Annotated in this window: 28 protein-coding genes and 1 pseudogene; 4 read left to right on the forward strand and 25 right to left on the reverse strand. The window is 46.4% G+C overall.

The window, feature by feature from the left end:
• Positions 1-4: 4 nt before the first annotated feature.
• From V3C63_RS04210 to V3C63_RS04270, 15 genes are all read right to left on the reverse strand, one after another.
• On the reverse strand, positions 5-805 hold the full coding sequence (locus tag V3C63_RS04210) for a PcfB family protein (RefSeq protein ID WP_329886566.1): 801 nt from the start codon (positions 803-805) through the stop codon (positions 5-7).
• Positions 780-2,171 (reverse strand): relaxase/mobilization nuclease domain-containing protein, encoded by a 1,392-nt coding sequence (locus tag V3C63_RS04215; protein WP_329886567.1) that lies wholly within the window; start codon positions 2,169-2,171, stop codon positions 780-782. The genes V3C63_RS04210 and V3C63_RS04215 overlap by 26 nt, the downstream gene beginning before the upstream one ends.
• The gene (locus V3C63_RS04220; protein WP_329886568.1) at positions 2,120-2,605 is read right to left on the reverse strand and encodes a plasmid mobilization protein; all 486 of its coding nucleotides are present in this window, start codon (positions 2,603-2,605) and stop codon (positions 2,120-2,122) included. Before V3C63_RS04220 ends, V3C63_RS04215 begins: the two co-directional genes overlap by 52 nt.
• Positions 2,602-3,570, reverse strand: coding sequence for a DUF5688 family protein (locus tag V3C63_RS04225; RefSeq protein WP_329886569.1), 969 nt, complete (start codon positions 3,568-3,570; stop codon positions 2,602-2,604). The genes V3C63_RS04220 and V3C63_RS04225 overlap by 4 nt, the downstream gene beginning before the upstream one ends.
• A 280-nt stretch (positions 3,571-3,850) precedes the next feature.
• Positions 3,851-4,045: a DpnD/PcfM family protein gene (locus V3C63_RS04230; RefSeq protein WP_329886570.1), complete on the reverse strand. Its 195-nt coding sequence runs from the start codon at positions 4,043-4,045 to the stop codon at positions 3,851-3,853.
• Positions 4,042-5,001 carry a DUF3991 and TOPRIM domain-containing protein gene (locus V3C63_RS04235; RefSeq protein WP_329886571.1) on the reverse strand — a complete coding sequence of 320 codons (960 nt, stop codon included), beginning with the start codon at positions 4,999-5,001 and terminating at the stop codon, positions 4,042-4,044. The genes V3C63_RS04230 and V3C63_RS04235 overlap by 4 nt, the downstream gene beginning before the upstream one ends.
• Before the next feature lie 8 nt (positions 5,002-5,009).
• Positions 5,010-5,348, reverse strand: coding sequence for a DUF3848 domain-containing protein (locus V3C63_RS04240; protein ID WP_329886572.1), 339 nt, complete (start codon positions 5,346-5,348; stop codon positions 5,010-5,012).
• A gap of 180 nt (positions 5,349-5,528) precedes the next feature.
• A complete protein-coding gene (locus V3C63_RS04245; protein ID WP_329886573.1) occupies positions 5,529-6,374 on the reverse strand; it encodes an AraC family transcriptional regulator in 846 nt (281 codons plus the stop codon).
• A 212-nt stretch (positions 6,375-6,586) separates the two neighbouring features.
• Positions 6,587-6,685 (reverse strand): hypothetical protein, encoded by a 99-nt coding sequence (locus V3C63_RS11740; protein WP_425355337.1) that lies wholly within the window; start codon positions 6,683-6,685, stop codon positions 6,587-6,589.
• Positions 6,686-6,699: 14 nt separating this feature from the next.
• Positions 6,700-6,831 carry a 4Fe-4S binding protein gene (locus V3C63_RS11745; RefSeq protein WP_425355347.1) on the reverse strand — a complete coding sequence of 44 codons (132 nt, stop codon included), beginning with the start codon at positions 6,829-6,831 and terminating at the stop codon, positions 6,700-6,702.
• 3 nt (positions 6,832-6,834) lie between these two features.
• Positions 6,835-7,167 (reverse strand): hypothetical protein, encoded by a 333-nt coding sequence (locus V3C63_RS11750; protein WP_425355338.1) that lies wholly within the window; start codon positions 7,165-7,167, stop codon positions 6,835-6,837.
• A 1,253-nt stretch (positions 7,168-8,420) separates the two neighbouring features.
• Positions 8,421-9,764: an MATE family efflux transporter gene (locus V3C63_RS04255; RefSeq protein ID WP_329886574.1), complete on the reverse strand. Its 1,344-nt coding sequence runs from the start codon at positions 9,762-9,764 to the stop codon at positions 8,421-8,423.
• Positions 9,765-9,844: 80 nt separating this feature from the next.
• Positions 9,845-10,498, reverse strand: a complete 654-nt coding sequence (locus V3C63_RS04260) for an RraA family protein (RefSeq protein WP_329886575.1) — start codon at positions 10,496-10,498, stop codon at positions 9,845-9,847.
• Positions 10,499-10,505: 7 nt separating this feature from the next.
• A complete protein-coding gene (locus V3C63_RS04265; protein WP_329886576.1) occupies positions 10,506-11,699 on the reverse strand; it encodes a hypothetical protein in 1,194 nt (397 codons plus the stop codon).
• A gap of 10 nt (positions 11,700-11,709) precedes the next feature.
• The gene (locus V3C63_RS04270) at positions 11,710-12,366 is read right to left on the reverse strand and encodes an RraA family protein (protein ID WP_329886577.1); all 657 of its coding nucleotides are present in this window, start codon (positions 12,364-12,366) and stop codon (positions 11,710-11,712) included.
• 252 nt (positions 12,367-12,618) lie between these two features.
• On the opposite strand from V3C63_RS04270, the gene V3C63_RS04275 reads away from it, so the two are divergent.
• On the forward strand, positions 12,619-13,542 hold the full coding sequence (locus V3C63_RS04275) for a LysR family transcriptional regulator (protein WP_329886579.1): 924 nt from the start codon (positions 12,619-12,621) through the stop codon (positions 13,540-13,542).
• A gap of 133 nt (positions 13,543-13,675) precedes the next feature.
• Here the strand turns inward: V3C63_RS04275 and V3C63_RS04280 are convergent, their stop codons facing one another.
• The gene (locus V3C63_RS04280) at positions 13,676-14,140 is read right to left on the reverse strand and encodes a DUF6040 family protein (RefSeq protein WP_329886650.1); all 465 of its coding nucleotides are present in this window, start codon (positions 14,138-14,140) and stop codon (positions 13,676-13,678) included.
• The gene (locus tag V3C63_RS04285; RefSeq protein WP_425355339.1) at positions 14,107-14,328 is read right to left on the reverse strand and encodes a hypothetical protein; all 222 of its coding nucleotides are present in this window, start codon (positions 14,326-14,328) and stop codon (positions 14,107-14,109) included. Before V3C63_RS04285 ends, V3C63_RS04280 begins: the two co-directional genes overlap by 34 nt.
• A 12-nt stretch (positions 14,329-14,340) precedes the next feature.
• Here V3C63_RS04285 and V3C63_RS11755 point away from each other — a divergent pair, with 12 nt between their 5' ends.
• Together V3C63_RS11755 and V3C63_RS04295 are read left to right on the forward strand one after the other, a co-directional pair.
• A complete protein-coding gene (locus V3C63_RS11755) occupies positions 14,341-14,742 on the forward strand; it encodes a tyrosine-type recombinase/integrase (protein ID WP_425355340.1) in 402 nt (133 codons plus the stop codon).
• Positions 14,696-15,160, forward strand: a complete 465-nt coding sequence (locus V3C63_RS04295; protein WP_425355341.1) for a tyrosine-type recombinase/integrase — start codon at positions 14,696-14,698, stop codon at positions 15,158-15,160. Before V3C63_RS11755 ends, V3C63_RS04295 begins: the two co-directional genes overlap by 47 nt.
• 147 nt (positions 15,161-15,307) lie before the next feature.
• Here V3C63_RS04295 and V3C63_RS04300 read toward each other — a convergent pair whose 3' ends face one another.
• The 6 genes and pseudogenes from V3C63_RS04300 to V3C63_RS04325 all read right to left on the reverse strand — a co-directional run bounded on the left by V3C63_RS04300 (position 15,308) and on the right by V3C63_RS04325 (position 18,698).
• Positions 15,308-16,009, reverse strand: a complete 702-nt coding sequence (locus V3C63_RS04300) for a transglutaminase-like domain-containing protein (RefSeq protein ID WP_425355348.1) — start codon at positions 16,007-16,009, stop codon at positions 15,308-15,310.
• A gap of 284 nt (positions 16,010-16,293) precedes the next feature.
• On the reverse strand, positions 16,294-16,608 hold the full coding sequence (locus V3C63_RS04305; protein WP_329886581.1) for a TfoX/Sxy family protein: 315 nt from the start codon (positions 16,606-16,608) through the stop codon (positions 16,294-16,296).
• 25 nt (positions 16,609-16,633) lie between these two features.
• Positions 16,634-17,176, reverse strand: coding sequence for a GNAT family N-acetyltransferase (locus V3C63_RS04310; protein WP_329886582.1), 543 nt, complete (start codon positions 17,174-17,176; stop codon positions 16,634-16,636).
• Positions 17,177-17,185: 9 nt separating this feature from the next.
• Positions 17,186-17,308, reverse strand: a pseudogene (locus V3C63_RS04315) (TfoX/Sxy family protein); the annotation flags it as partial.
• A gap of 40 nt (positions 17,309-17,348) precedes the next feature.
• Complete coding sequence (locus V3C63_RS04320; protein WP_329886583.1) at positions 17,349-18,245, reverse strand: HipA domain-containing protein; 897 nt, start codon at positions 18,243-18,245, stop codon at positions 17,349-17,351.
• Positions 18,246-18,248: 3 nt separating this feature from the next.
• Positions 18,249-18,698: a helix-turn-helix domain-containing protein gene (locus V3C63_RS04325; protein ID WP_329886584.1), complete on the reverse strand. Its 450-nt coding sequence runs from the start codon at positions 18,696-18,698 to the stop codon at positions 18,249-18,251.
• Positions 18,699-19,086: 388 nt separating this feature from the next.
• Between V3C63_RS04325 and V3C63_RS04330 the strand changes: the two genes are divergently transcribed.
• Complete coding sequence (locus tag V3C63_RS04330) at positions 19,087-19,317, forward strand: GntR family transcriptional regulator (RefSeq protein ID WP_329886585.1); 231 nt, start codon at positions 19,087-19,089, stop codon at positions 19,315-19,317.
• A 34-nt stretch (positions 19,318-19,351) separates the two neighbouring features.
• Here the strand turns inward: V3C63_RS04330 and V3C63_RS04335 are convergent, their stop codons facing one another.
• Both V3C63_RS04335 and V3C63_RS04340 read right to left on the reverse strand, forming a co-directional pair.
• Positions 19,352-19,678, reverse strand: a complete 327-nt coding sequence (locus V3C63_RS04335) for a DUF6664 family protein (RefSeq protein WP_329886586.1) — start codon at positions 19,676-19,678, stop codon at positions 19,352-19,354.
• 185 nt (positions 19,679-19,863) lie between these two features.
• Positions 19,864-20,724, reverse strand: a complete 861-nt coding sequence (locus tag V3C63_RS04340; protein ID WP_329886587.1) for a hypothetical protein — start codon at positions 20,722-20,724, stop codon at positions 19,864-19,866.
• Between the last annotated feature and the right edge of the window lie 48 nt (positions 20,725-20,772).

The raw sequence follows: 20,772 nt of genomic DNA on the forward strand, positions 1-20,772 counted from the left end.
GAATTTACCTCGCTTTCGTTTTACTCTTTTTCTTTCGCTGCGGCTGTTTGTGTTCAGTCACTTTCGGGCTGCTGCCCTTCGGGGACCGCTCCGGCTCTTTCCGTACCGTTTCCTCCTTCTTTTCCTGGCGGCCCGCCCTGATCTCCCGCAGTTCCCCGCGGACGGAGGGACGGTCCTCCGCCTTTTTAGAAGTACCCTCGGCGGTTCTTGGCGGCCTCTTTGAGGTAGGCGCGGACGGAGGGGATTTTTCCGTCCTCGCCGCGGAGGGGTTTGGGGATTCCCGTTCCTCCTTTCGGATGGGTTTTCCCATGATGTCGTCCACCATACGGTCCTCGGCGGCCTTCTCCGGTTTTGCCTGCTCCGGCGCTGCTGGGGTCTTGTCCTTGCGGGACTGCTCCACCTCGTGTTTGATGGAAGCGGCATCCACCGTCGCCATCTTGAACCGCTCCACGATCCGGTTGATCTTGGAGGCGTCCTCCGCCCGGCACATGATGTCCACCAGGCCGTCCGGGGCCTGCTCCTTGCCCCTTAAAGCGCAGTAGACCACGCCGTAGCGCTTGGCTTCTTTGGTAAACTGCTTTAAGTGCTCCTCCCCGACGGAGAACACCTTTAGCTCCTTGCCGGATTTCAGCATGGCAGTCAGCCGCTGGTGCCCGGCGGTCTTATTCTTATCCCTGTTCTTTAAGGTGGTATAGAGGGCGGCGGCAATGTTCTTGGCGGCTGTTCCGGTCAGCTTCAGAACCACTTCCGTGCCCTCAAGGCTGAGCCTTACGACCTGTTCAGCCGCGTCTCCTGATCCGTTCATCGCGTTTCGTCTCCTTTCCTCTGGATTTTTCTTCTTCCTCGATTGCCTGTAACTTCCCGCTCATGACGCCGGAGCGGACGGCAATGTCATCGCATAGGCGCACCTCCTTCCTGAGCCCTTTCAATTCTTCCGTAAGCGCGTCGATTCTTTCCCTGACCTCGGTGGGCGTTTCCTCATCCGATTTCACAGCGGCGGTGTGCTGTTTCTTGTAAAGGTCTTTCCGCTCTCCGGTCACGGCTTCGATCCGCGCTTCCAGCGTTTCTTTATAGGAAGAAAGCTGCCCGGCGGTATCAATCTGATGCCGCGCAAGCAGCCTTGCTTCTTCGGATATGGCGTCCATTTTCAATAAATCCTCCCAGAGCAGGAAATGGAGCCGCCTGTTCTGGCCTTTGGGCTTTTTCTCCGGGAATATGCCCAAAAGGTAGCAGTAGTGGTAATACAGGGCGCGGAACCCCGTGGCCTTTGGCCTCAGCGGGGAACTGGCTTTTTCCGTGTCCCTGCGGGCCGGACGGTCCTGCCGCAGGATCTGGTCCCGGATGCCCTCCGGGGAATATTTCTCCCCGAAGTTCCGGGCAAGGCGCACAAACCGCTCTTTGCCGGGCGGGCGGACGGAAATATCTCTGCCCGTCTTGATCTCATAGCCTTTCTTTTTGAGGGCGTCATAAAACTGCCGCTCGGTCATGGACTGCCGGATGACCTCATCCACGTCAGACCGGACCAGCCCGCGCCAGGTGGGGCGCTGCTCCTGCTCGGCCCGCCATTCGCCGTAGTGTTTGGATTTCCCCGGCTTCGGGTTCTCGATCACGGACAGGCCGTATTCCCGGCATAATTCATCGGAGGCCCGGCGCATGTCGTAATAGTCCTTTTCCGTGCGGTGAAACTTGATCCCGTCCACAAAGGAGACCGTGTTGATCACGAAATGGCTGTGCAGGTGGTTTTCCTTATCCAGATGGGTGGCGACCAGGACCTGATACTTATTTCCCCAAAGCTGTCTTGCCAGCCTGACCGCGATCTCGTGGGCGATCTCCGGCGTGGCTTCGCCGGGAGCAAAGCTCTGGTAGCCGTGGTAGGCTGCCGTACCGCTTTCCTTGCCGAAGCGTTTCTTTACCGCCAGCATTTCTTCACGAGCTGTGGCGGGCAGACAGTTGACACCGGAGACAAAGTTCTGAAGAAGAGTTCCATCCTCCATCTGCGTCTTTTCCTGATTGGCGGCATACGCGATCACATCCGATAACCCCTGTATCTGCGCGTCCTCCATGTCGGGCTTTTCATAAAAGGCGGGATTTTCCGTCTTGTCCGGGTTCTCGACATAGATCACCACCTTACCGAGCCAGCCATTGACCCGCCAAAGAGAGATGGTTGCCACGTCACACCTCGCTTTGCTTTTCGCTTCCGCCATGAATGGCGGAATGCTTGCCGCTGCGCGGGTGTTCCTTTTCCCCACGAAGCGGGCTTCGCGGGGGCCCCCGTGTTTTCCAGCGGCCCCGGCAGGATAACCGCATCCGTGATCCGTTTGACCGCCGCCTCTAGCCTGCGCGCTTCGGTGTCATACCGGCCCGCGTCGATCACGCCCAGGGCATGGGCTTTCTGCGCGATCTGGTTTAGGTTCCGCCCGATCCCGTAGAGCTCCCGCATCATGGAGTAGTAGTCCGGGGGCGGGGCCTCCTTTGGGGCAAAGCCCGCCACCAGATGCCGCAGGTACGCCTCACGGGTCAGGCCGCAGCGTTTCACGTTTTTATCCAGAGTCTCCGCTTCCTTTTTGTTTAAGCGGAACAGGATGGGGACATTTCGTTTTCTCATCGCGCCGCCTCCCTTGCCTCTTTCTGTTTGACGGATTCCGGCACCTGCCGGATCGTCCCGGCCTCCCTGTCATATTCATACACGCGGTCCGAAAGCTGGTCCTCCTTCGCCACCTGGGAGCGGTTGACGGCCCGCACCATCTCTCCGAGTTCTTTCGCATTGACCTCCGGGGATTTGGGGACGAGCAGGAGCTCATGGACAGAGGATGGGAGGATAAAAAAGCCCTCCGGGAGCAGCCGGTCCGCCTTTCCCAGGACGCCCGGATAGGAAAGGACGGCGGCCCCTTTGTTCTTGCTCACGTTGGAGAGGACATAGAGCTGCGAGGGCGTTTCCTCCGGTGCCGGGTTTTCCTGCTCCAGCAGGTTTGGTGCCGCGTCGCTGCCGAGTGCGAGGGCGAGCATGGTTTCCTCCAGCCGTTGCATGCAGGGCGGTTCCGCTTCCATGGCGTTTGCCTGCGCCTGCGAAAACAACGTGTCCGTGTCAACAGCCCAATGCTCCATCAGCTCCTGGCTGACCTTGACGCTCCCGGTTCCTTCTTCCATCGGAAATTTCAGTTCCAGGATCAGTGCAAGGTCCTCCATCCGGCGGTGCGGCATCTGTGAGAGCATCTGCCGGTTATCCCTCCCGTTGACCAGCGTCACGGAAAGGTACTCTTTGACGCTCTCATAATCCCCGTAGTCCAGGGAGCCGATAAGCCCCGTTTTGTCCCTGGCACGGGTTACAACATCCGCGATCTCACCCATGATCTCGTTCATCGGCCTGCCGTCTATCGCGGCCTCCCGGTAGGGCTCCATGTAGATCACCGGGCCGACATGATCCCCTTTTTCATGGAAGGTGATCCCGACACGGCTCACGTTGTTGTTCTTCTTTGTCTCAATGACCCGGCACTGCATCTGATGATCTTCCGGGAAATATGCCATGATCCCTGCTGCGACATCATCTGCAAACATCCTTGTCTCGTTCATTTCTTCTGTGCTCCTTTCCCGCATTTTTCGATCTGCTCCTGATAGGCAAGCAGACGCCTTAGCTGCTTCTCCTCATCCACATGGGTTTTGGGTTCAATTTCCATCTTCATTGATTCGCTCCTTTCAGAAAATACATGTGTTTCAAGGTACATTTACCAGGGGTTTCAGGGGCTGCCCCTGACAAGCGGCCTTTGTGCTCTCACAAAGGCGATGCTTGCTGGTATATGACAGTTCCGTTCTCCCGCATGGTCGAACAGTTACCACCAGCCGAAAAGAAAGGTCAGCGTTCCATATCCCTGCTGCGTCTTTTAGGGCGGGCAGAAAACTCAACACCCTGAAAATAGTCAGCATCCAGAATGTGCTCGCTGTTACGCCATTGAGTGTCTACCAGGTCCCTGGCATCCTGCTCGCTTTCTGCCTCCACGGTAACAGTCTTTTTCAGCGTTTCGGTGATCGTTACTTCGTATTCTTTCATCGTACATCGCTCCTTTCCTGATTCTGCTGCTTGCCGATCCCTTTCCGACGGCAAAGATAATCGTTGTAGTCCTTGCCGCCCGGTGGCAGGCATGTGGCAACTTCATACTGTCCGGATAACATCTCCGTCAGCGCATTAGCCGCCATGCGCCCGATGTGGTCATTATCCAGCCGCAGGATGATCCTGCGGATTTCAGGATGGTCTTTCAGATATTCTTTCAGCGCCAGAGGCAGGGAGCTTTCCTGAAGCTGCGCCCTCGGTTTGTAGACCCCGGCAAGGGAGAGCAGGTGTTCCTCCCGCCAGTCCGCGCCTTCCATCTTCCGGAGCGTGGCATAGGATAGCAGGTCAATGGCGCTCTCAAAGAGATGGAGGGTATCACTTTTGCTTTTTGCCGGGATGCTGAACGAAAACCGCTTGTCGCTCCCGGTCGCTTCACCTTTGAAATCCGTTCCGGTTCCCCGCAGGCTGGCATATCGGGGTTTCCCGTACCGGTCCATGCCGATAAAAACGGCATTGTGGTGGAGCAGGCTTTCATAGAGCCTGCCGGTGCTGATGCAATAGTCAATCAAATCCCGGTCAATTCCGCGCCCGGCCAGATACCGGATCACCCGGTCCGCCGTAGGGCTCGCTTCCGGAAGCAGCAGGGTCTTTACCTCTGACATTGGATGGGTGGCAGGAACAGGCGGAGATATTGCGTTGCTCCCGGCGGTACGCTCGACTGCCTCGGTAAACGGCAGCCCCCTGACCTTGATCAGATAATCCAGGGCAGAGCGCCCGCCGATCCCGCGGGAAAACCAGTACCACTTGCCGTTGGAAATTTTCAGGCTGTCATGCTTGCGCGTACAATAGGTGCTGCCGCCGAAGTGGACCAGCTCCTGCGGCTCATAGTTCTTCAGGTAGGTGTAAAGGTCCATCTCCCTGGCCTTTGCCACTACCTCCGGTGGGATATAGGGCATAAAACCACCTACCTTTCTTCGCGGCGCGCTCTGATGAAATCCGCCCGGATGATCTCGTTGGCCCTGTTTTCCAGCGTGTTGCGGACCTGGTCCATGTAGTCTGTCTCCCGGTCCGACCAGGACTTGAAAACATCAGATACCGGAGACCTTGACCGCAGCAGCGCCCTGGCCTGTTTTTCCGGCAGCTCCGCTTCCTCCATGCACATCACAATGTCCTCCCGGACACTGTACTCGTAGGCATGGCTCAGGATGTCCGTAGGCGGCAGCGCCAGAAGCCAGTCCCGGTACTTCATCTGTTCGGCGGACATCTTTTCATAGAGCCTTGTGTTCAGTTCCTCGTTTGTCATTTGATCTCACCTCCGATCTGAAATAGAAAAAGCCGGATGCTCCTTTGTAGGGAAACACCCGGCTATGTAAAAAACGGCTGATTTTCATTCAGAAAACCAGCCGGTTTGAAGATATTCGGTTATTATGTGGAGAACACAACAGCACCATTAACTGCTGACCGCCGCTCTCTTGGTTACAAATTATTCTTTCCTGGCAAGGGGAATCCAAAGCTCCATCTTATAATCGGGGCTATACATATCTCCCTCAGAATAAACCTCAAAGTCAGGCGTTCCCGCATGCATATAGCCCTGCTCCGGCAAGAACACTTCCATAGCGTATTTCCAACCCTCGTGGATGCAGGTGGGAACAGGCCCCTTTAGTGACAGGATAGCATATTCCGCCGCCTTGATCTCCTTGACCTCAAACCCCATTTCTCTTGCCCTTGAAACGTCATTGACATGGTAGCAAGCCATATAGTTGATCTTGTTTGGCTTTTCCACATCAAAGCACATCCCATAGAGTTGCCCGTTCCCCAAGCGGGAAAGGGTGTCGTGATCGTACTTTTTGTAGAGCTGATCCCAAACCACCGGACAAGACGAGGACTCGATATTGTCCAGTTTGACCCCGGCCACGGCAAATCCACCTTTCTTTTGGATCTTCACGTCCATATGTTTTCCTCCTTTTACGCTGAGCGTCAGTTGAATGGGAGAAACGACCCGGTATGCTTCTCCGTTCCGTACTTCTGTAGGCGTAACGTGATGAAAACTCTTAAAAGCATTCGTGAAAGAATCCGGTGATTCGTAGCCGTACTTCATGGCAATGTCAATGATTTTTGCATTTGTTTCATTGATCTCCATGGCTGCCTTCGTCAGCTTCCTGAGCCGGATATATTCCGACAGCGTCATGTTTGTCAGAATAGAAAACAATCTGCTGAACATGGCATAGGAATAACTTGACAGCACAGCGACCCGGCTCTCATCAATTACGCCATCCAGTTCGCTTTCAATATAGCGGATGGTTTCATTGAATGCTTTAATCATCTGCATAACATTACCTCCTACGACACAGATTGTAGCCGAGTTCCTTGCGATAAGCCCGATATTTCCCATACCAAAATCATCGTATTGGGCACGCCTTTCGTCGCGTCTATTCCCCAAATACTACTTAAATATTTCCTTTGCTTCAGCAGACGCAATTCTCTTTCCACACCTTATGCCCGCTGCCGATCATCAGAACGCCAAAGATATGTCCCCGAAATTTATGTTACATACTTACTAAACTGGCATTGTTCTTGTACTTTATCTCCAATAAGCGTAATTGCCTGCCTCGGACATTGACTGATGCAGCGGTAGCACATGGTACATTTATTGCTTAGAACCGCTTTTTATCTTTCACTGTAATATTGTGCATCGGGCAGATTTTGCTGCATAAACCACAGCCGACACACTTTTTACTTATTTTTAATTGATCGGAATACCCTCTTGTTTTGCCCGAAAACCACAGTCTCTACCCGAACAATCCAGCCATATGAGAGAAAAACGAGATTCCCTCTTTTGGATATTTTCCACGCTGTATGTCTCGTGCCGTTTTTTCTATTTTCTCATCTGCGGCTATCACGATTTTTCTGTTTTCTTCAATGGATTTCTTTAATAGCTTGCTATCACAAACAGAATCAGGCATATGCATATGCAGACCGCCCAAAATGACAGCACCGTACTTCTTTAATAACCGTGCCGTACATCCTGCGCCATCGCCGCTGAAAGCTCTCATGATTGCAACACATAAAACCTGCTTTCCACTCCATATATCGCCGTTGGATTCAATAAAATCCCTAACCATAAAAAAGGCGCATTTGAGAATTGCGTCGGATACCCTAACACAATCATTTTCTCGCTCTTGATATGGTCAATGATATCGTCGTTTTCCAATGGGAGAGCTTTCGCATTTCGGTCCAAAAGGGATACGAGCTTTTCAATGCAGTGCTTTGTATTTCCCGTCCCAATTCCGACCATAATTGTTACCTCCCTATGTATCCTATGTTCATTGACTTTGCTCCCATAGTTGAAATCCTATTGCCATCACATGCACCGATTTTGGGAATTATTCTGTCCATCGTTTGCTCTCCATAAACCGGAATTGAGATTTCATCTATTCCAAGAGGATTAATAATAGTTATATTTTATTATCAAACATATCTCAAGCCTCTGAAAACACTAAGTTCGTCGCAGGTGAGCTTTCCCTTGTGTTATATCTTCATCTTCCCATATGAGCTTACGAACTCTGATAAGGGAAAAAACAAAGGCACAAGATGTCCGGTGGGTCTACACTCCGTTTCGGTCCGTGCTAAACGCATATCCACTGGATATACAGCACCATCTGCTCTGTGCCGACCGAAGCGGCAGCGGAGACAAAGGAAATCCTATAAAACAGTATAACACAAAATAAAATTGACATGGTGAACTGATTGAAATGCTTCTGATTTTTGTAACTGATGATTGATTGAACAAAAAGGAGATTTGATACGATGAGAACGACATTTGCAGAATACAATCCACAACAAAACAGTATTGATGTATATACCAGTGCTGACTATATGCTCCGCTATTGATGAACCACTTGAATATACAAAACTATACCTTGATGGAATTATGCGGATGTAGGTAGATTCAGAAGATTCATTAGAACCATTTTGACTTTAAAAGTGCTGGTGCAATTTGCAGCAGCACTTTTGTTATAAAATTTACGAATTATATTTGAATGATCCAATAAAATGGTTTTTTTAAACGTAGTTCATTTTTATTAGAATCTCTGACAAAACCAGTGACAATTCGCCATCACCCCCAATCGCTTTCTCCTGAATCTGCTGGGGAATATACAACTCACCTTTATTAAATGTAGAATTCTTTTTGTCCAAAATAGAGAAAACATAAAAAACTTACTGTGCCCTTTGGAAAAATAATAATTCTTATATTAACAATTTTTCCCAAATACTTAAATCATGCTTTTAGAAAATAAAGGATTTTATTGAAAGTATCGTTATGCTGGAACATATTACAGGCAATCACCAAAAATGATCATAACAATTTATTATCTTATAGAGGCACAGATTTTCTGTGTTTTTTCAGATATTTGTAAACAATACTCCAAAAACAATTCACAAGCATCCAGCCTATTCCTGTTGCAAGTGCCACTGAGCCAAGGCCCATCACAGGGAACAAAAACCATGAAATCACAACACGAATGAAAATATGACCGGCTGCACCAATAAAAGGCACGAATACTTTTCCTATGCCATTATAGTAACCTGTAAATGTATTTCCAGTATAGCAAAACAGATAAAAGCCTGCAATCAGGCGAAGATACCGGATTCCTTCTTCAAAAGAGGTACCACTATTATTTCCCAGCATGAGAGCAATGGTCTGTGGTGCAAAAATAAACATGACGAGTGCAGCTAAAACACCGGTTCCGGCAAGCCAGCTCAGGCTGCAGCAAAATGTTTTTTGTACACGCTCATGTTTTCCAGCTCCGTAATTCTGGGCGGTCAGAATTGATGTTGAGACAGATCCACTGCCTCCGATTGAATTAGCAAAACCTTCAATACGGGTTGCTGCAGTATATGCCGCAATCACATCAGTACCACCTGTATTTACAGTTCCCTGAACCAGCAATTTCCCAAGATACAGACTGCTCTGATGAAGGCTTGTAATCAGACCGGTTTTCAAAAATTTAAGAATATCCTTATGGCTACTGTTGCAGTCCTTCCGCTGTAATATCATTTCGTGGTGTGTTTTCCACAAATAGACAAAACAAAGGACTGCTGAAATAATCTGTGTGACTGCTGTTGCAATTGCAGCGCCTTCTATTCCCTTTTGACATTTTCCAACTAAAATCACATCCAATACCAGATTTATAATCACAGACACAATTAAAACAAATAATGAAGCTTTGGTGTCTCCTGAGGCTCTAAGAAGCGATGCAAACAGATTATAGAAAAAAACAGCCGGAAAACTTAAGAATATCCAGAAAAGATAAGAAGCTATATAGCCATATAGGTCTTCGGGTGTCTGTAACAGTGTTAACAATGGGTTCATACAGACAAGCCCTATAAACGTGAGAAACAGTGAGCACCCCATTCCGGCAACTAAGGCACTGAAATGCTGCCTTCGCAATTCAATCATGTTTTTTTGCCCGCATGCCTGCGCAAAAAGAATTGAAAACCCATTACAGCAGCCTACCAGTGCAAATAAAAATAAATTCATGGCAGTTCCTGCAATTCCTATAGCTGCAAATTCCTCTTTTCCTGCAAAACGTCCAACTACAAACGCATCAATTGTATTGTAGAATTCCTGCAATATATTTCCTGCCATCAGAGAAATCGCAAGACTCACCAGATAGGTGGATATATTTCCCTTTGTAAAGTCCTTATTATTGCTCAAGTTAATTCCTCCAGCCCCTGAAAATAGAGAATACTCCGCCATCAGGTCTGATAGCGAAGTATTCATTGTCAAATATAAGCCTAGGAGATTTTCTTTTGGGCTTCTATTATTTTATCAAATCCATATATTTCCAATGTTGTTTTTCCCGCATTTAACTGCTTCACAATTTCCTGCTCATGTTGAAATTTATCAAGTGCTTTCTTAAATACAGTGTCTTCCTGTTCCTGCGGAATGACTACAATTCCATCACAATCGCCAAAGACGATGTCGCCAGGATTTACCACAATACCTCCGCAATGCACCGGAATATTTATTTTAGCAAGGCTTTCTTTTACTGTGCCAGATGGATTAAATGCTCTTACAAATACCGGGAAGCCTAATTCCTTTATATCCTCCGCATCCCTGCAGCTTCCATCAATTACCACACCTGCAAGTCCATATTGTTTACAGGCTGTTGCCATGATATCGCCAAAATGTCCGGCGTTGGTATATCCATGTACATCCAGAATCAGTACATTGCCAGGTTTTGCTGCATAGATTGCCTGATGTAATGCCAGATTATCTCCCGGGAAACACTGGGCAGTAAAGGCACGTCCAATCATTTTCATCTTAGAATCAACCGGTTTGATTGCTGTATCCATTACACCCTGATTCGGTGTCTGGCTATTATTGTCTGCAATATTTCCAGTTGGTAATTTTATTAATTCTATTTTTAATTCTTCTGTCAGATTCATAATCCATCTACCCTTCTGAAGCTTCTTTTAATTCATAGTTTTCGTCTAAAATACCATCCTTTTTATCTTTCCACAGTCTGTATGGAACACTGATAATGAGTGGGACAAGCATAACTGGACCAACAATCAGTGTAAATGTACCATATCCATATTTGATAATATTAAGTAATCCAAAGCTTGAACCAAATGTACATATCAGAATAAAGATAATGGCAATCACAAATTTTCTCATGAATGAATTACTGGTTGTCCATCTCTTTTCTATAATTGGTTCAAAACGGTTACAAACTGTAAAGATAAAGGCAACTGAGCTTGAAAGCATTGCTGCAATAGCAAACACAGCATATAAAATCCTTGAAATCCATCCTGAACCTGAAAGATTGTTAATCGCCCAGAGGGTCGGAATCTCTTCTTTCATAATATCAGGCATACCGGCTGCGAATATGAAAGTAAAAATCATCGTTGAACCTGCACATAATACAGCTGTCACAATAGATTCAATTAATACATCCTTTCTTGTTTCAATGATTCCTTTTGAGGCCGGCACACAGGCTTCATAGCCGTTCATAAAGAATACAACGATCATAAGCATTGAAAACCATGCCTGGATTCCGGAAAAGCCATACTCTGTATAGGAAATATGCTGTTGCATATAGCCTGTTGCAAGCGGGACTGCATTTCCAAAACAAACTGCCGCCACATATCCACATATAACAAGAATTGCCAGTCCTAAAATCGTTCCTACTTTTCTAAGTACCCCTGCACCCCATAGCGCAAAAAGCAGTACCAACAGACAGAATCCAACCGTTCCCACTATTTTAGGCAGACCGAATATCTGATTTAAAAGAACCGCTGTTGTGGAAATCTGTGCAGAAAGTGCAATTAATACGACCACAATGACCTGTAACTCTTTAAAGGTTCCAAAGAAAATCTGCAATCCCTTTGGACGATAAATTGTATTGTAGGCTTCCCTGTAAGAATCAGGCTTATAAATCCGGTTAATCTCGAAAAGCAGGAGATTGAAAACAAAACACATAATCCCCGCCACAAGAGGTCCAAGAAAAATACCGATAAATCCCTTGTTATTAAAATAAGATACCGTCTGTGTACCGGAAGCAAATCCAGGACCTACATATGCACCATACATAATTGCGGAAAGTGAAAATATTGCCGCAAATTTTTTACCAAAATTCCCCCCCATAATTTTCCTCCTATGCTTCTTTTGACTGAAGTTTATGATAACCGAGTTTCTCTCTGGCTGTCTTAAGTGTGCTGCCAGACTTAACTTCAGCAATAATCTTCTGCTCTACTTCCTCAATATGCTGGGCAATTGCAAGCACTTCTTCAGCTTTTTCTTTTGGAACTACCAGCGCACCTGAATCATCTCCAAGTATGATATCTCCAGGACGTACCTGAACTCCTGAAATTGCAACAGGAATATTCACAGCATCAACTGTCACACGCTCTTTTCCTGTAACCATATACTTTCCTTTTGTATAGATTCCGTAGCCCAGTTCCTTGATACCATTTACATCACGACAAACGCCATCAATCAGAGTTCCTTCGATTCCTTTGGTTTTGGCCGTGTAAGTCATGATATCTCCCCATACTGTGCAATAAGTTCTTCCGCCGTCATCGATTACAACAACCTGTCCTGGTTCTACATCGTCAATAAAATCTCCTACATTTCCTTTGTCCATACCACATGGAATATAGTGTACTGTAAATGCCTCTCCGCAGATTTTATTGCCTTCTACGACCGCCTGAATTCCCAACAATCCGCATGGAATTCCCAGTTTATCCATTGCATCAGAAATGCTTGCAGTATCCATTTTTTTTAGTGCTTTTATTAATTCTTTCTTATCCATAGTCAAAATCCTTTCCTTGTTTTATGATTCCATCTTTATTTCAGTACTGAATTGTTACAACAACTCTTTGTTGTGGTTACAATATATCATTCAGAATACTACTTGTAAAACAAATATATTTGATATAAAATATCTACATATTCGATATTTCAGAGTGCATGGCATGACTCAGTCAGAGCTTGAACCCAGGCTGAATTATATAAAATCTGTAGTGTCTAGCTTATGTCACACACCGAAAGGAGATTACTGTCTATGACTTATGAACAAATAGAAACATTCCTGACTGTAATTACTTATGGCAGCATATCTGCCGCCGCAAAATACCTGTATGTTTCCCAATCTACGATATCCTCACGGATGCAACAGCTTGAGACAGAACTGGGGGTTCAGCTTCTGATCCGTCAAAAAGGGCATCGGAATATTGAACTTACCAACTACGGACACACATTTATTCCTATTGCGAGCCAATGGGCATCCCTATGGAAGGATACACAACATTTAAAAAGCATGGATAATATACAGACACTGACCATTGCCAGCGTGGATGCCGTTAATAACTATACCTTCGTGTCCTTTTTTTCAAAATACAGTGCTGATAATGCGAATACCAGATTAGATATCAGGACACACCATTCCAATGAAATTTATTCGCTTGTCGAAAGCCGTGTAGCTGACATCGGATTTGTATTTTCCAGAATTAACTATCCGGATGTTGTTAGTAATCCGATTTACCGGGAATTGATGTATCTGATTTGTGATAAGAATAGTCCATATCACGATAATATACAAAATTCTGAATTGAATCCTGGGAATGAGGTTTTTCTGAATTGGGGATTAGATTATCAGAGCTGGCATGACAGTCATTTTGGTCCGGCAGTCCACCCGATGTTGACGGTTAACACCGGTTCTATGCTACAGCGGTACATTTGCGGGAATCTATGGGGAATTGCACCAATGTCTGTCATAAGGGGAGCTATGCGCTCCAACCCTAATCTGACATTTTATAAGCTTAAGACATCACCTCCGCCGAGGATTTGTTATGCGATTCAAAACCGCTATCCGAATGTAAATCATCGTGATGCAATTCAGGAGTTCGAGCAACAACTGGAAAACTTTATTTCTGCGGATGAAAATATCTGCTCCTTTGAAAGCTGGATGCTGAATACAGTACACTAGATGAAAATACTGTTTACATCACAAGATATCAATGGTATATTACTCGCAGTGATTATGCTACGGAAACTTGCGATGTCCGCAGTTGCAGCATTCCCGCACCTTAACTTCACTTTTTTCAAATACATGGGCAGTTTTAATATATAAATACTTTTAACTGTATCATCTGAAAAGCAGTAACTGATAAGGAATACCATAACAGCAGAAACATCATTGTTTCATACAATTCAAATGAGCGTTCAAGCCGTGCATCTGCATTTTTTTCTATCTTCAAAACTTCATTCCACAATCGCTGTTTCTGAAACGTGATCTTGAATTTTTCCAGTGCAGATTTCCTATCATCCGCTCTTTTATAACGGATAGACTGCTGAAATCTTTTTATATTTTCTTCCGGTACATATAGCCATTCAAGTGGTGCATTTTCATACATCATCGGGCTAGTGTAGACGACTTCCTTTTTGGAAGTGTAGTAGCTGATTCTGCCTGTTTCTTCATTCTTCATCACATCTCCATTAAGATATGCCGATGCAGATATGACAGATTTTCCTTTATTGCGCTCGACAATCTTTACCGTAAAGTTGAAATATCGCGATGATACGATTCCCCTTTTCTGCCGTATCCGGAATTGATTTCCGGCTGAAAGCCCCGCCGATGGAACAAGCCCGGCAAGCGTAAGCGCAGACCGGTTGCTACCTGTGGCAAACTTATACGGACGACCTCTGGTTGTCCATAAGTGCGCCCTTCATCAAAATTCAATGAAGGAAATGGAAAACCCACTCCCTCTGCCATTACACTTTCTCCATGTCTGTAACCATTTCTTTCTGCATCGCTTTTGAGAAAAACTTTCCGTTTGCTTCCTGTCTTTTTAAAAGCCTATCAGGTTTGGTAAATCTTCCTCCTCAATCGGACGGCCGAGAACCGATTCCACGAGAGGATTATGAAAGACTGATTGACTTTCTACAAGACTACAACCCACCGGCAATACTTCCAATCCAGATAGCTTATTATGCGGGGCTTCGTATTGGGGAAGCCTGTGGTCTAGCATGGCAGGATGTAAATCTTGAAGAACAGTGTCTTACAATCAGACAGAGCATCCGCTATGATGGTTCAAGACACAAGAACATCATCGGACCGACCAAGCGAAAGAAAGTAAGGATTGTTGATTTTGGAGATACGCTGCAATGCCCGAAAAGAGCAACTTAAAAACCGGATGCAGTATGGCGAACTTTATCACAGGAACTACTACAGAGAAGTAAAAGATAAAAACAGAGTTTACTATGAGTTCTATCATCTGGATGGAACAGAGAAAGTTCCTGAGGATCATAAAGAAATCTCCTTTGTCTGCTTAAGACCGGATGGAAGTCTGGAACGGTCAAGCACATTAGGAATTGTTTGCAGGAAGATTTCTCAGAAGCTGGAGGAATTTGAAGAATTCCATTTCCACCAGTTGCGACGCACCTACACAAGCAACCTTTTGGCAAACGGAGCAACACCAAAGGATGTGCAGGAACTGTTAGGATACTCCGATGTCAGTACCACCATGAATGTCTATGCTCATTCCACAAGAAAAGCCAAACGGGAATCTGCAAGGTTGCTTGATAAAGTGGCAGGCAATGACTAAATAAAACTTTCCCTTATTTCCCTTGCAATTATCTCATAAGGGCAAAAATAAGGGAAAATACATATCATTTCACTAATGAATAGGATGAAAAACCTGTAAAATGGGGAAAGTTAGAAAGATATTTCGGCAAATTGAAATTTATACTAATTATTTCTTATTTCGTATTTTTCTCACATTCCTATTCATCATGTGTCTGCCATAATGCCTGTACGCAAATTTCTTTATCGGTGATAATTCCTGATGATGATCTTTCAACAAATCATCCGGACAATCGTAGACACCAAAGTCCTGATTGATCCCTTCACTCTGAATGTATGTATTATTCCGATTAAAATCAATCACAGGATTTTTGAAATCACTGACTGCAACTCCGTATCCGCAAAATGCTCCGTTACAGTCTTTATTGATACTTTGCAGCTTATTCAGATAATCTTTATCAAGGATGAATGCCTCCAATTCATACCACTTTTCTTCAAAAAAGACTTCTACCCAACTGTGAAAAACATTCTGCGGAGCCTTCTTATAGACAAATCCTGTCATAGCTCCTTTTTGAAGTTTCTTATCAATCGTAAAACCATGAACTCGACACGGAATATCGCATGCACGAAGCAACGCCATAAACAATGTTCCTTTGGTATTGCACTGACCGTAACCATCCCTTAAAACTCTTGAAGCGGGAATAGCATCATCCACATTATAACCAAAGAGAATCTCATCTCTGACATAATTATAGATTGCTTTAATGCGGTCAAATTCACTCATTTCTTTCCATTTTTTATCTTGAACGAGTTTTTGAATTGTTGGATTAGAGAAATCAAGCATTCGTGTTTCTCTGATATAATTATCCATCATATTGCCTCCGGCAAATTACTGTTTGTTGATCCGATTGTTTCTCTTGCATACCTTAATACAATCATTTTCTTGCTCTTGATATGGTCAAGGATCGTCTTTTCTCTTGCAGCGATTTTCCGTAAAAATATCTTCCTGCAAAAAATACACACAGTCCAAAAACAGTGGATACCAGCATAACTACATATCCTATTTTTGTTATTACGCCTTCTTCAGTTCTTAAATCATGGTTTTTCCAAAGAATTTAATCATAATTCAGTCTCACAAACTGAAGATTGTTTGTCTCATTTAGCTTTCTTGGGTTTCTTCTCGGGCAGTTCCGTATACATGCCTCCCAGTAATTCTACAATCAAATTCGCATCCTCAAATTTGTCGAATACATGCATCAGCGTCTTTGAACCTTCATAAGGATAACGCAGTTCGGAATCTGTAAGCAGTCTGTCCGATGTCGGCGTTCTCTTTAAAAACAGTTCATTATTGCAAATATCACCTATCAGTTTACCGTTAAGGTACACAAGGTATCCGCCCATCATGGATTTTATGACAACATCACCGACTGTAGAAAAAGACTCACGTACATATTCGCTAAATTCATTCACTATGATTCCCTCCACAACTTCCGATTTATCGCATTGAGATCCATTCTTCTTTTGTCAAACAGGTAATATGCTCTGTTCGAAGAATGCCTTCCATAGCGCAGGGGACATTCTCCGCCGTATGGTGATAACGGAATCCACATTTCTCCTGCACGCGTTTTGATTTTTTATTGCCGTCAAAATATCCGCACCAGAGTCTGTTGAGGTTCAGTTCTTCAAATCCATACCGCATGATTTCTCGGACAGCTTCCGGGATAAGACCCTGACCCCAATAAGGCACACCAATCCAGTATCCGATTTCTCCTTCCGTGTCAGGGATACCGATATTGCTTGCCTTGCCGAGCATCAACCCGATACTGCCGACAGGCTTCCTCGTCTTTTTAAGAACAACTGCGTAGGTTTCCGGCTCGGAAAGCACTCCCTTGATAATCTCCCGGCTGTTTTCCACGCTCGTATGAACAGCCCAGCCTGCAATTGGACCAACGTCAGGATGATTGGCGTATTTATATAATTCCTCTGCATCGCTCTCCTCCCATGGACGCAAAATCAGTCTTTCTGTTTCAAATGCCATGCTCTATCCTCATTTCTTTTTCTTTGGTGCGGGAAGTTCGTCATACATCGATTTCAGCAGTTCCCGCAGAAACCCTTTATTCTCTACATTATCCACGAGCAGCATTTCCTTCGCTCCTTCATATGGCAATTCCGATTTGTTGATCAGATACCCTGCTACGTCTGTACGCCCATCATGCCTTTGCATTCTTCTCCAAAGCCGCAAGGCTGAAATCAAGGATGCGCGCCTTTCGTTCTGTCAGCATAGTCATATAAAACCGCTTCTGTAAATCGCTGATAAACGGCGTCTGCTCAATGATCGCCCCTATCTTTTCCATGTCAATCCGTGGCAGGATGCGTCTTAACGCCTCGTTGCAACCTTCATATTGCAGGGAGGAAATGAAGTCAAAATACCGTATTTTCTTCCCGTCCACGTTGATGGCCGAAAGGGGAATGTCGTAAATCCGCTTATTGAGCTGTGCCCGGTCCGTCAGGACGTGCTCCATGATAGTTTCATCCGCCTGCGGGTACAGACAGCTACCGCAGTCATAGACCGGGGCAAGGGTCATTTCGTCGCTCCGGTCATCGTATAGGAAGCCCCAGTTCCCGTTGTGGCGGTCCCAGTTCCCAATCAGGGCGTCCACGATGAACATGTCCCAAAACCGTTCCAGCAAACTGTCATGATCTACTAATTGCTGTTCCTCTATGGTTTGCAGAATATCGGAGAGTTCCGTGCCATAGCCCTGCCGCTCCGAGTCAATCATTCGGTTTTTCAGGGAGGCAAAGTCCTGGAGCGTCACGCCCGGCTCCGTGAAATCCTTGCAGGCCACGACGACTTTCTCCTTGCCCCTGACTGTGAATGTACCGAGCAGGGTTTTCTGCACGAGGACGCCGATGCTCTCATAAATCCGGCAGCCGAGGTACTCTGAGAAGCAGCCGTTTGTGTAGCTCATATCCTTGTTCCGCCTCGCATAGGCAGGGAATTTGAGCATGTACTGTTCGCCCTCATAAATAACGGAAATCTTATTTCCATTCGCGCCTGCGTAGGTCTTTTTCCTCTGCTTCAAGTTTGTAAAATCAATGTATTCCATCGGCTACACCCTTTCCAGTCCCAAATATTTTTCCCTGAGATACCACGCCTGGTCAGGGCTTATGATCTGTTCCACCTCTGCCACATTGATGCTGGATTGCAGATCGCAAAAGTCACAATCCCAATCATAGTATTCTTCGCCACGATCCAGCTTCGCCTGCGCTTTCTTCATCGCTTCGATGGACGCCGCAAGGAAGGGCGGCAGGTCGCACTCAAAATAGGACTGATCCTTTGGCAGCCCTGTCTTGCTGTCATACGGCGAGGACAGCTCCATCATATCCTCCATCGTACAGCCCAGCGCCTTTGCAAGCTGCTGGACAGTCTTTGCCGAGCAGCGTTCAATCTCGCTGCGGCCTGCGCATATATCCATGATCGTGGTCTTGGGAACGCCGCTGACCTTGGAGAGATGGTATTTTGTGATCTGGCGCTGATCGAGCAGTGTCTGTAAATCCATAGTGACACCTCCATTTCTGTACGCCCTTATTATATCGGCATACCGACCCAAAGTCAATAGAGCCGGTATCTTTCCGGAGATGTCGCCGTATTTCTATAAACCTGTGGTTTTTCCTGGAAACATGATAGTTTCTTGATAATCGTCCTGTATCCTGTGGCTATGCTGGATACATTATCGTTTCCATCAACCTCAAATGGCTCAAGTTGTATTCGTGTTCTAATGCACCAGCAGGCCGAAAGAAAGTGAGAAAAATGCCCTGGTCTTTTACCTCTGATCTGCCTATTTATCTACAGATAGCAAAGATAATCAAATTGCGGATTCTGAGGGGAGAATATCCCCCTGGGACTCACATATTCCGTCCGTGCGGGAACTGGCACGGGAAGCAGCAGTGAACCCTAATACAATGCAAAAAGCACTGGCGCTGCTGAAGTCGGAGGGACTACTAATTACCCAGCGGACTACTGGCCGAACAGTCACTGAGCATCAGGAACTTATCCAGTTGGCTCGTCGCGCATTGGCAAAAGACTATATCAGGCAGCTCTCAGTCTTAGATTTTTCCGTGGATGAGATCCATGAACTGATACAGGAAGCCTCGAAAGAGACAACACAACTGCACTAACATCACAAAGAGATGCTCCTGCATCTTGTTGTTTTCAAACCATGCCTGTCTTTTTAAAATACGCCAGTGCGTCCGTATGCCCCCGGAAGTAGATGTGGATGCGCTCTTTTTCGTCCATCTTCCGGTACAGGGCTATATATTCCAACAGGATGGCATGTTCTTCTTCGGTCAGCGTAACCCGGCCTTTTCCCTCCAAAACCTCCATGATGAAGGGGTACTGTTCCTCCATGTCATAGAATTGTTCATGGATATGTTCATATTCTTCATCTTTCTGACGCAGTTCCAGCAGCATATCGTTTTCCAGTTCCGGGTATTCTCCCTCCATGCGCTGGAGAAGGTCGGTAAACAGTTCATTTTTCATAGTGTCATACACTCCTTTTTCTTTTTAGCATAGCATCCCTGTTCCTTCCGGCAACTGTGGGATATGTAAGAGACAGGATATATCTACCTCTCATTTATAGTGACATAAATCTCACTGTAAAATTCTCTTTATAATGCGCATATCAACGTTTAGCCATCCTCCTTCATTCTTAATAAATTCCTGTCTCATCGTGTAAGGGCGCAGTTCCGGGCTTTCACCGGCTCCGGTTCTTCCTCCGGAGCCTCGTCGATCAGGGAGCGGTCCTTTTCATCCATGTTGAGCAGGATATTCAGTTCCTTCAGCCGCGCCTCTTTTTCTTTCAACTCCGCCTCCTTTGCAAAAGGCGCGTTCATCCCGACTTTGACGTTTTCCATCTGTGTCTCAGTGTCGGCAAGCTCAGCCCGCGCCTTTTCCAGCTTTCCGCTGATCCCGTCGATCACGTTGTCAATACGGGTGATGTTGCCGAACACATCCGCGCCCAGCACCGCCGTGTGGGAGCGCGCCCCTTTCAGGTGCATCTGGTACTCGTTCTTCGCGCCGTCATAGGTGATAGAAAGGAAAAAGCCCCGGTACGCACCGATCCTCTCGGCAGTCCCGGAGTCCGTCATAGTGGTGCACACGTCGATGATCGCCTTGCCCGCGGCCTCCTTTTCCGCGATTTCTTTTCCCATAAGTGTGATACCTGCAAAGCCCTCTTTCGGTTTGGGGTGCCGTTCCACAAGATGCGCGTCCTGCTCATAGCCGAGGATGCGCTGCTTTAAGTCCAGTATCATCTGCGGGTATTTCTTGAGCACCATTTCCTCCAGCGCGTATTTCTGGCTCAGGTAGCTAGCCTTCAGCACGTTTAACTTGTCCACCTCCATATCCAGGTTGCATTTCTCGATAATCAACGGGTTGCCGGTGGCCAGCGCCTTGATCTCGGAGTAGGACAGGGCCGTTTCATCAATGTCGTCCGCCACGCGCACGGGGGATTTTGGGTCATGATCTGCGCGATGAAGTAGAGTAGGAAAGTGCAGCCTTACCCCATTGCTAAGGCAGGTTTGCACAGACCCCTCCCAAAACCGTGCTTACATCTCTCGATGTACACGGCTCGC

Source organism: Pseudoramibacter faecis (genome assembly GCF_036289405.1).
Lineage (GTDB): Bacteria > Bacillota > Clostridia > Eubacteriales > Eubacteriaceae > Pseudoramibacter > Pseudoramibacter faecis.

Bases quoted from the DNA above. Each gene is read 5' to 3' on its own strand.
- V3C63_RS04265 (WP_329886576.1), bottom strand. From the start codon at position 11,699: ATGGGGGGGAATTTTGGTAAAAAATTTGCGGCAATATTTTCACTTTCC.
- V3C63_RS04225 (WP_329886569.1), bottom strand. From the start codon at position 3,570: ATGAACGAGACAAGGATGTTTGCAGATGATGTCGCAGCAGGGATCATG.
- V3C63_RS04270 (WP_329886577.1), bottom strand. From the start codon at position 12,366: ATGGATAAGAAAGAATTAATAAAAGCACTAAAAAAAATGGATACTGCA.
- V3C63_RS04310 (WP_329886582.1), bottom strand. From the start codon at position 17,176: ATGGCATTTGAAACAGAAAGACTGATTTTGCGTCCATGGGAGGAGAGC.
- V3C63_RS04240 (WP_329886572.1), bottom strand. From the start codon at position 5,348: ATGACAAACGAGGAACTGAACACAAGGCTCTATGAAAAGATGTCCGCC.
- V3C63_RS04275 (WP_329886579.1), top strand. From the start codon at position 12,619: ATGACTTATGAACAAATAGAAACATTCCTGACTGTAATTACTTATGGC.
- V3C63_RS04245 (WP_329886573.1), bottom strand. From the start codon at position 6,374: ATGCAGATGATTAAAGCATTCAATGAAACCATCCGCTATATTGAAAGC.
- V3C63_RS04320 (WP_329886583.1), bottom strand. From the start codon at position 18,245: ATGGAATACATTGATTTTACAAACTTGAAGCAGAGGAAAAAGACCTAC.
- V3C63_RS04300 (WP_425355348.1), bottom strand. From the start codon at position 16,009: ATGGATAATTATATCAGAGAAACACGAATGCTTGATTTCTCTAATCCA.
- V3C63_RS04235 (WP_329886571.1), bottom strand. From the start codon at position 5,001: ATGCCCTATATCCCACCGGAGGTAGTGGCAAAGGCCAGGGAGATGGAC.
- V3C63_RS04260 (WP_329886575.1), bottom strand. From the start codon at position 10,498: ATGAATCTGACAGAAGAATTAAAAATAGAATTAATAAAATTACCAACT.
- V3C63_RS04325 (WP_329886584.1), bottom strand. From the start codon at position 18,698: ATGGATTTACAGACACTGCTCGATCAGCGCCAGATCACAAAATACCAT.
- V3C63_RS04335 (WP_329886586.1), bottom strand. From the start codon at position 19,678: ATGAAAAATGAACTGTTTACCGACCTTCTCCAGCGCATGGAGGGAGAA.
- V3C63_RS11740 (WP_425355337.1), bottom strand. From the start codon at position 6,685: ATGTGCTACCGCTGCATCAGTCAATGTCCGAGGCAGGCAATTACGCTT.
- V3C63_RS04220 (WP_329886568.1), bottom strand. From the start codon at position 2,605: ATGAGAAAACGAAATGTCCCCATCCTGTTCCGCTTAAACAAAAAGGAA.
- V3C63_RS11755 (WP_425355340.1), top strand. From the start codon at position 14,341: ATGTCTGTAACCATTTCTTTCTGCATCGCTTTTGAGAAAAACTTTCCG.
- V3C63_RS04230 (WP_329886570.1), bottom strand. From the start codon at position 4,045: ATGAAAGAATACGAAGTAACGATCACCGAAACGCTGAAAAAGACTGTT.
- V3C63_RS11750 (WP_425355338.1), bottom strand. From the start codon at position 7,167: ATGGTTAGGGATTTTATTGAATCCAACGGCGATATATGGAGTGGAAAG.
- V3C63_RS04210 (WP_329886566.1), bottom strand. From the start codon at position 805: ATGAACGGATCAGGAGACGCGGCTGAACAGGTCGTAAGGCTCAGCCTT.
- V3C63_RS04285 (WP_425355339.1), bottom strand. From the start codon at position 14,328: ATGGCAGAGGGAGTGGGTTTTCCATTTCCTTCATTGAATTTTGATGAA.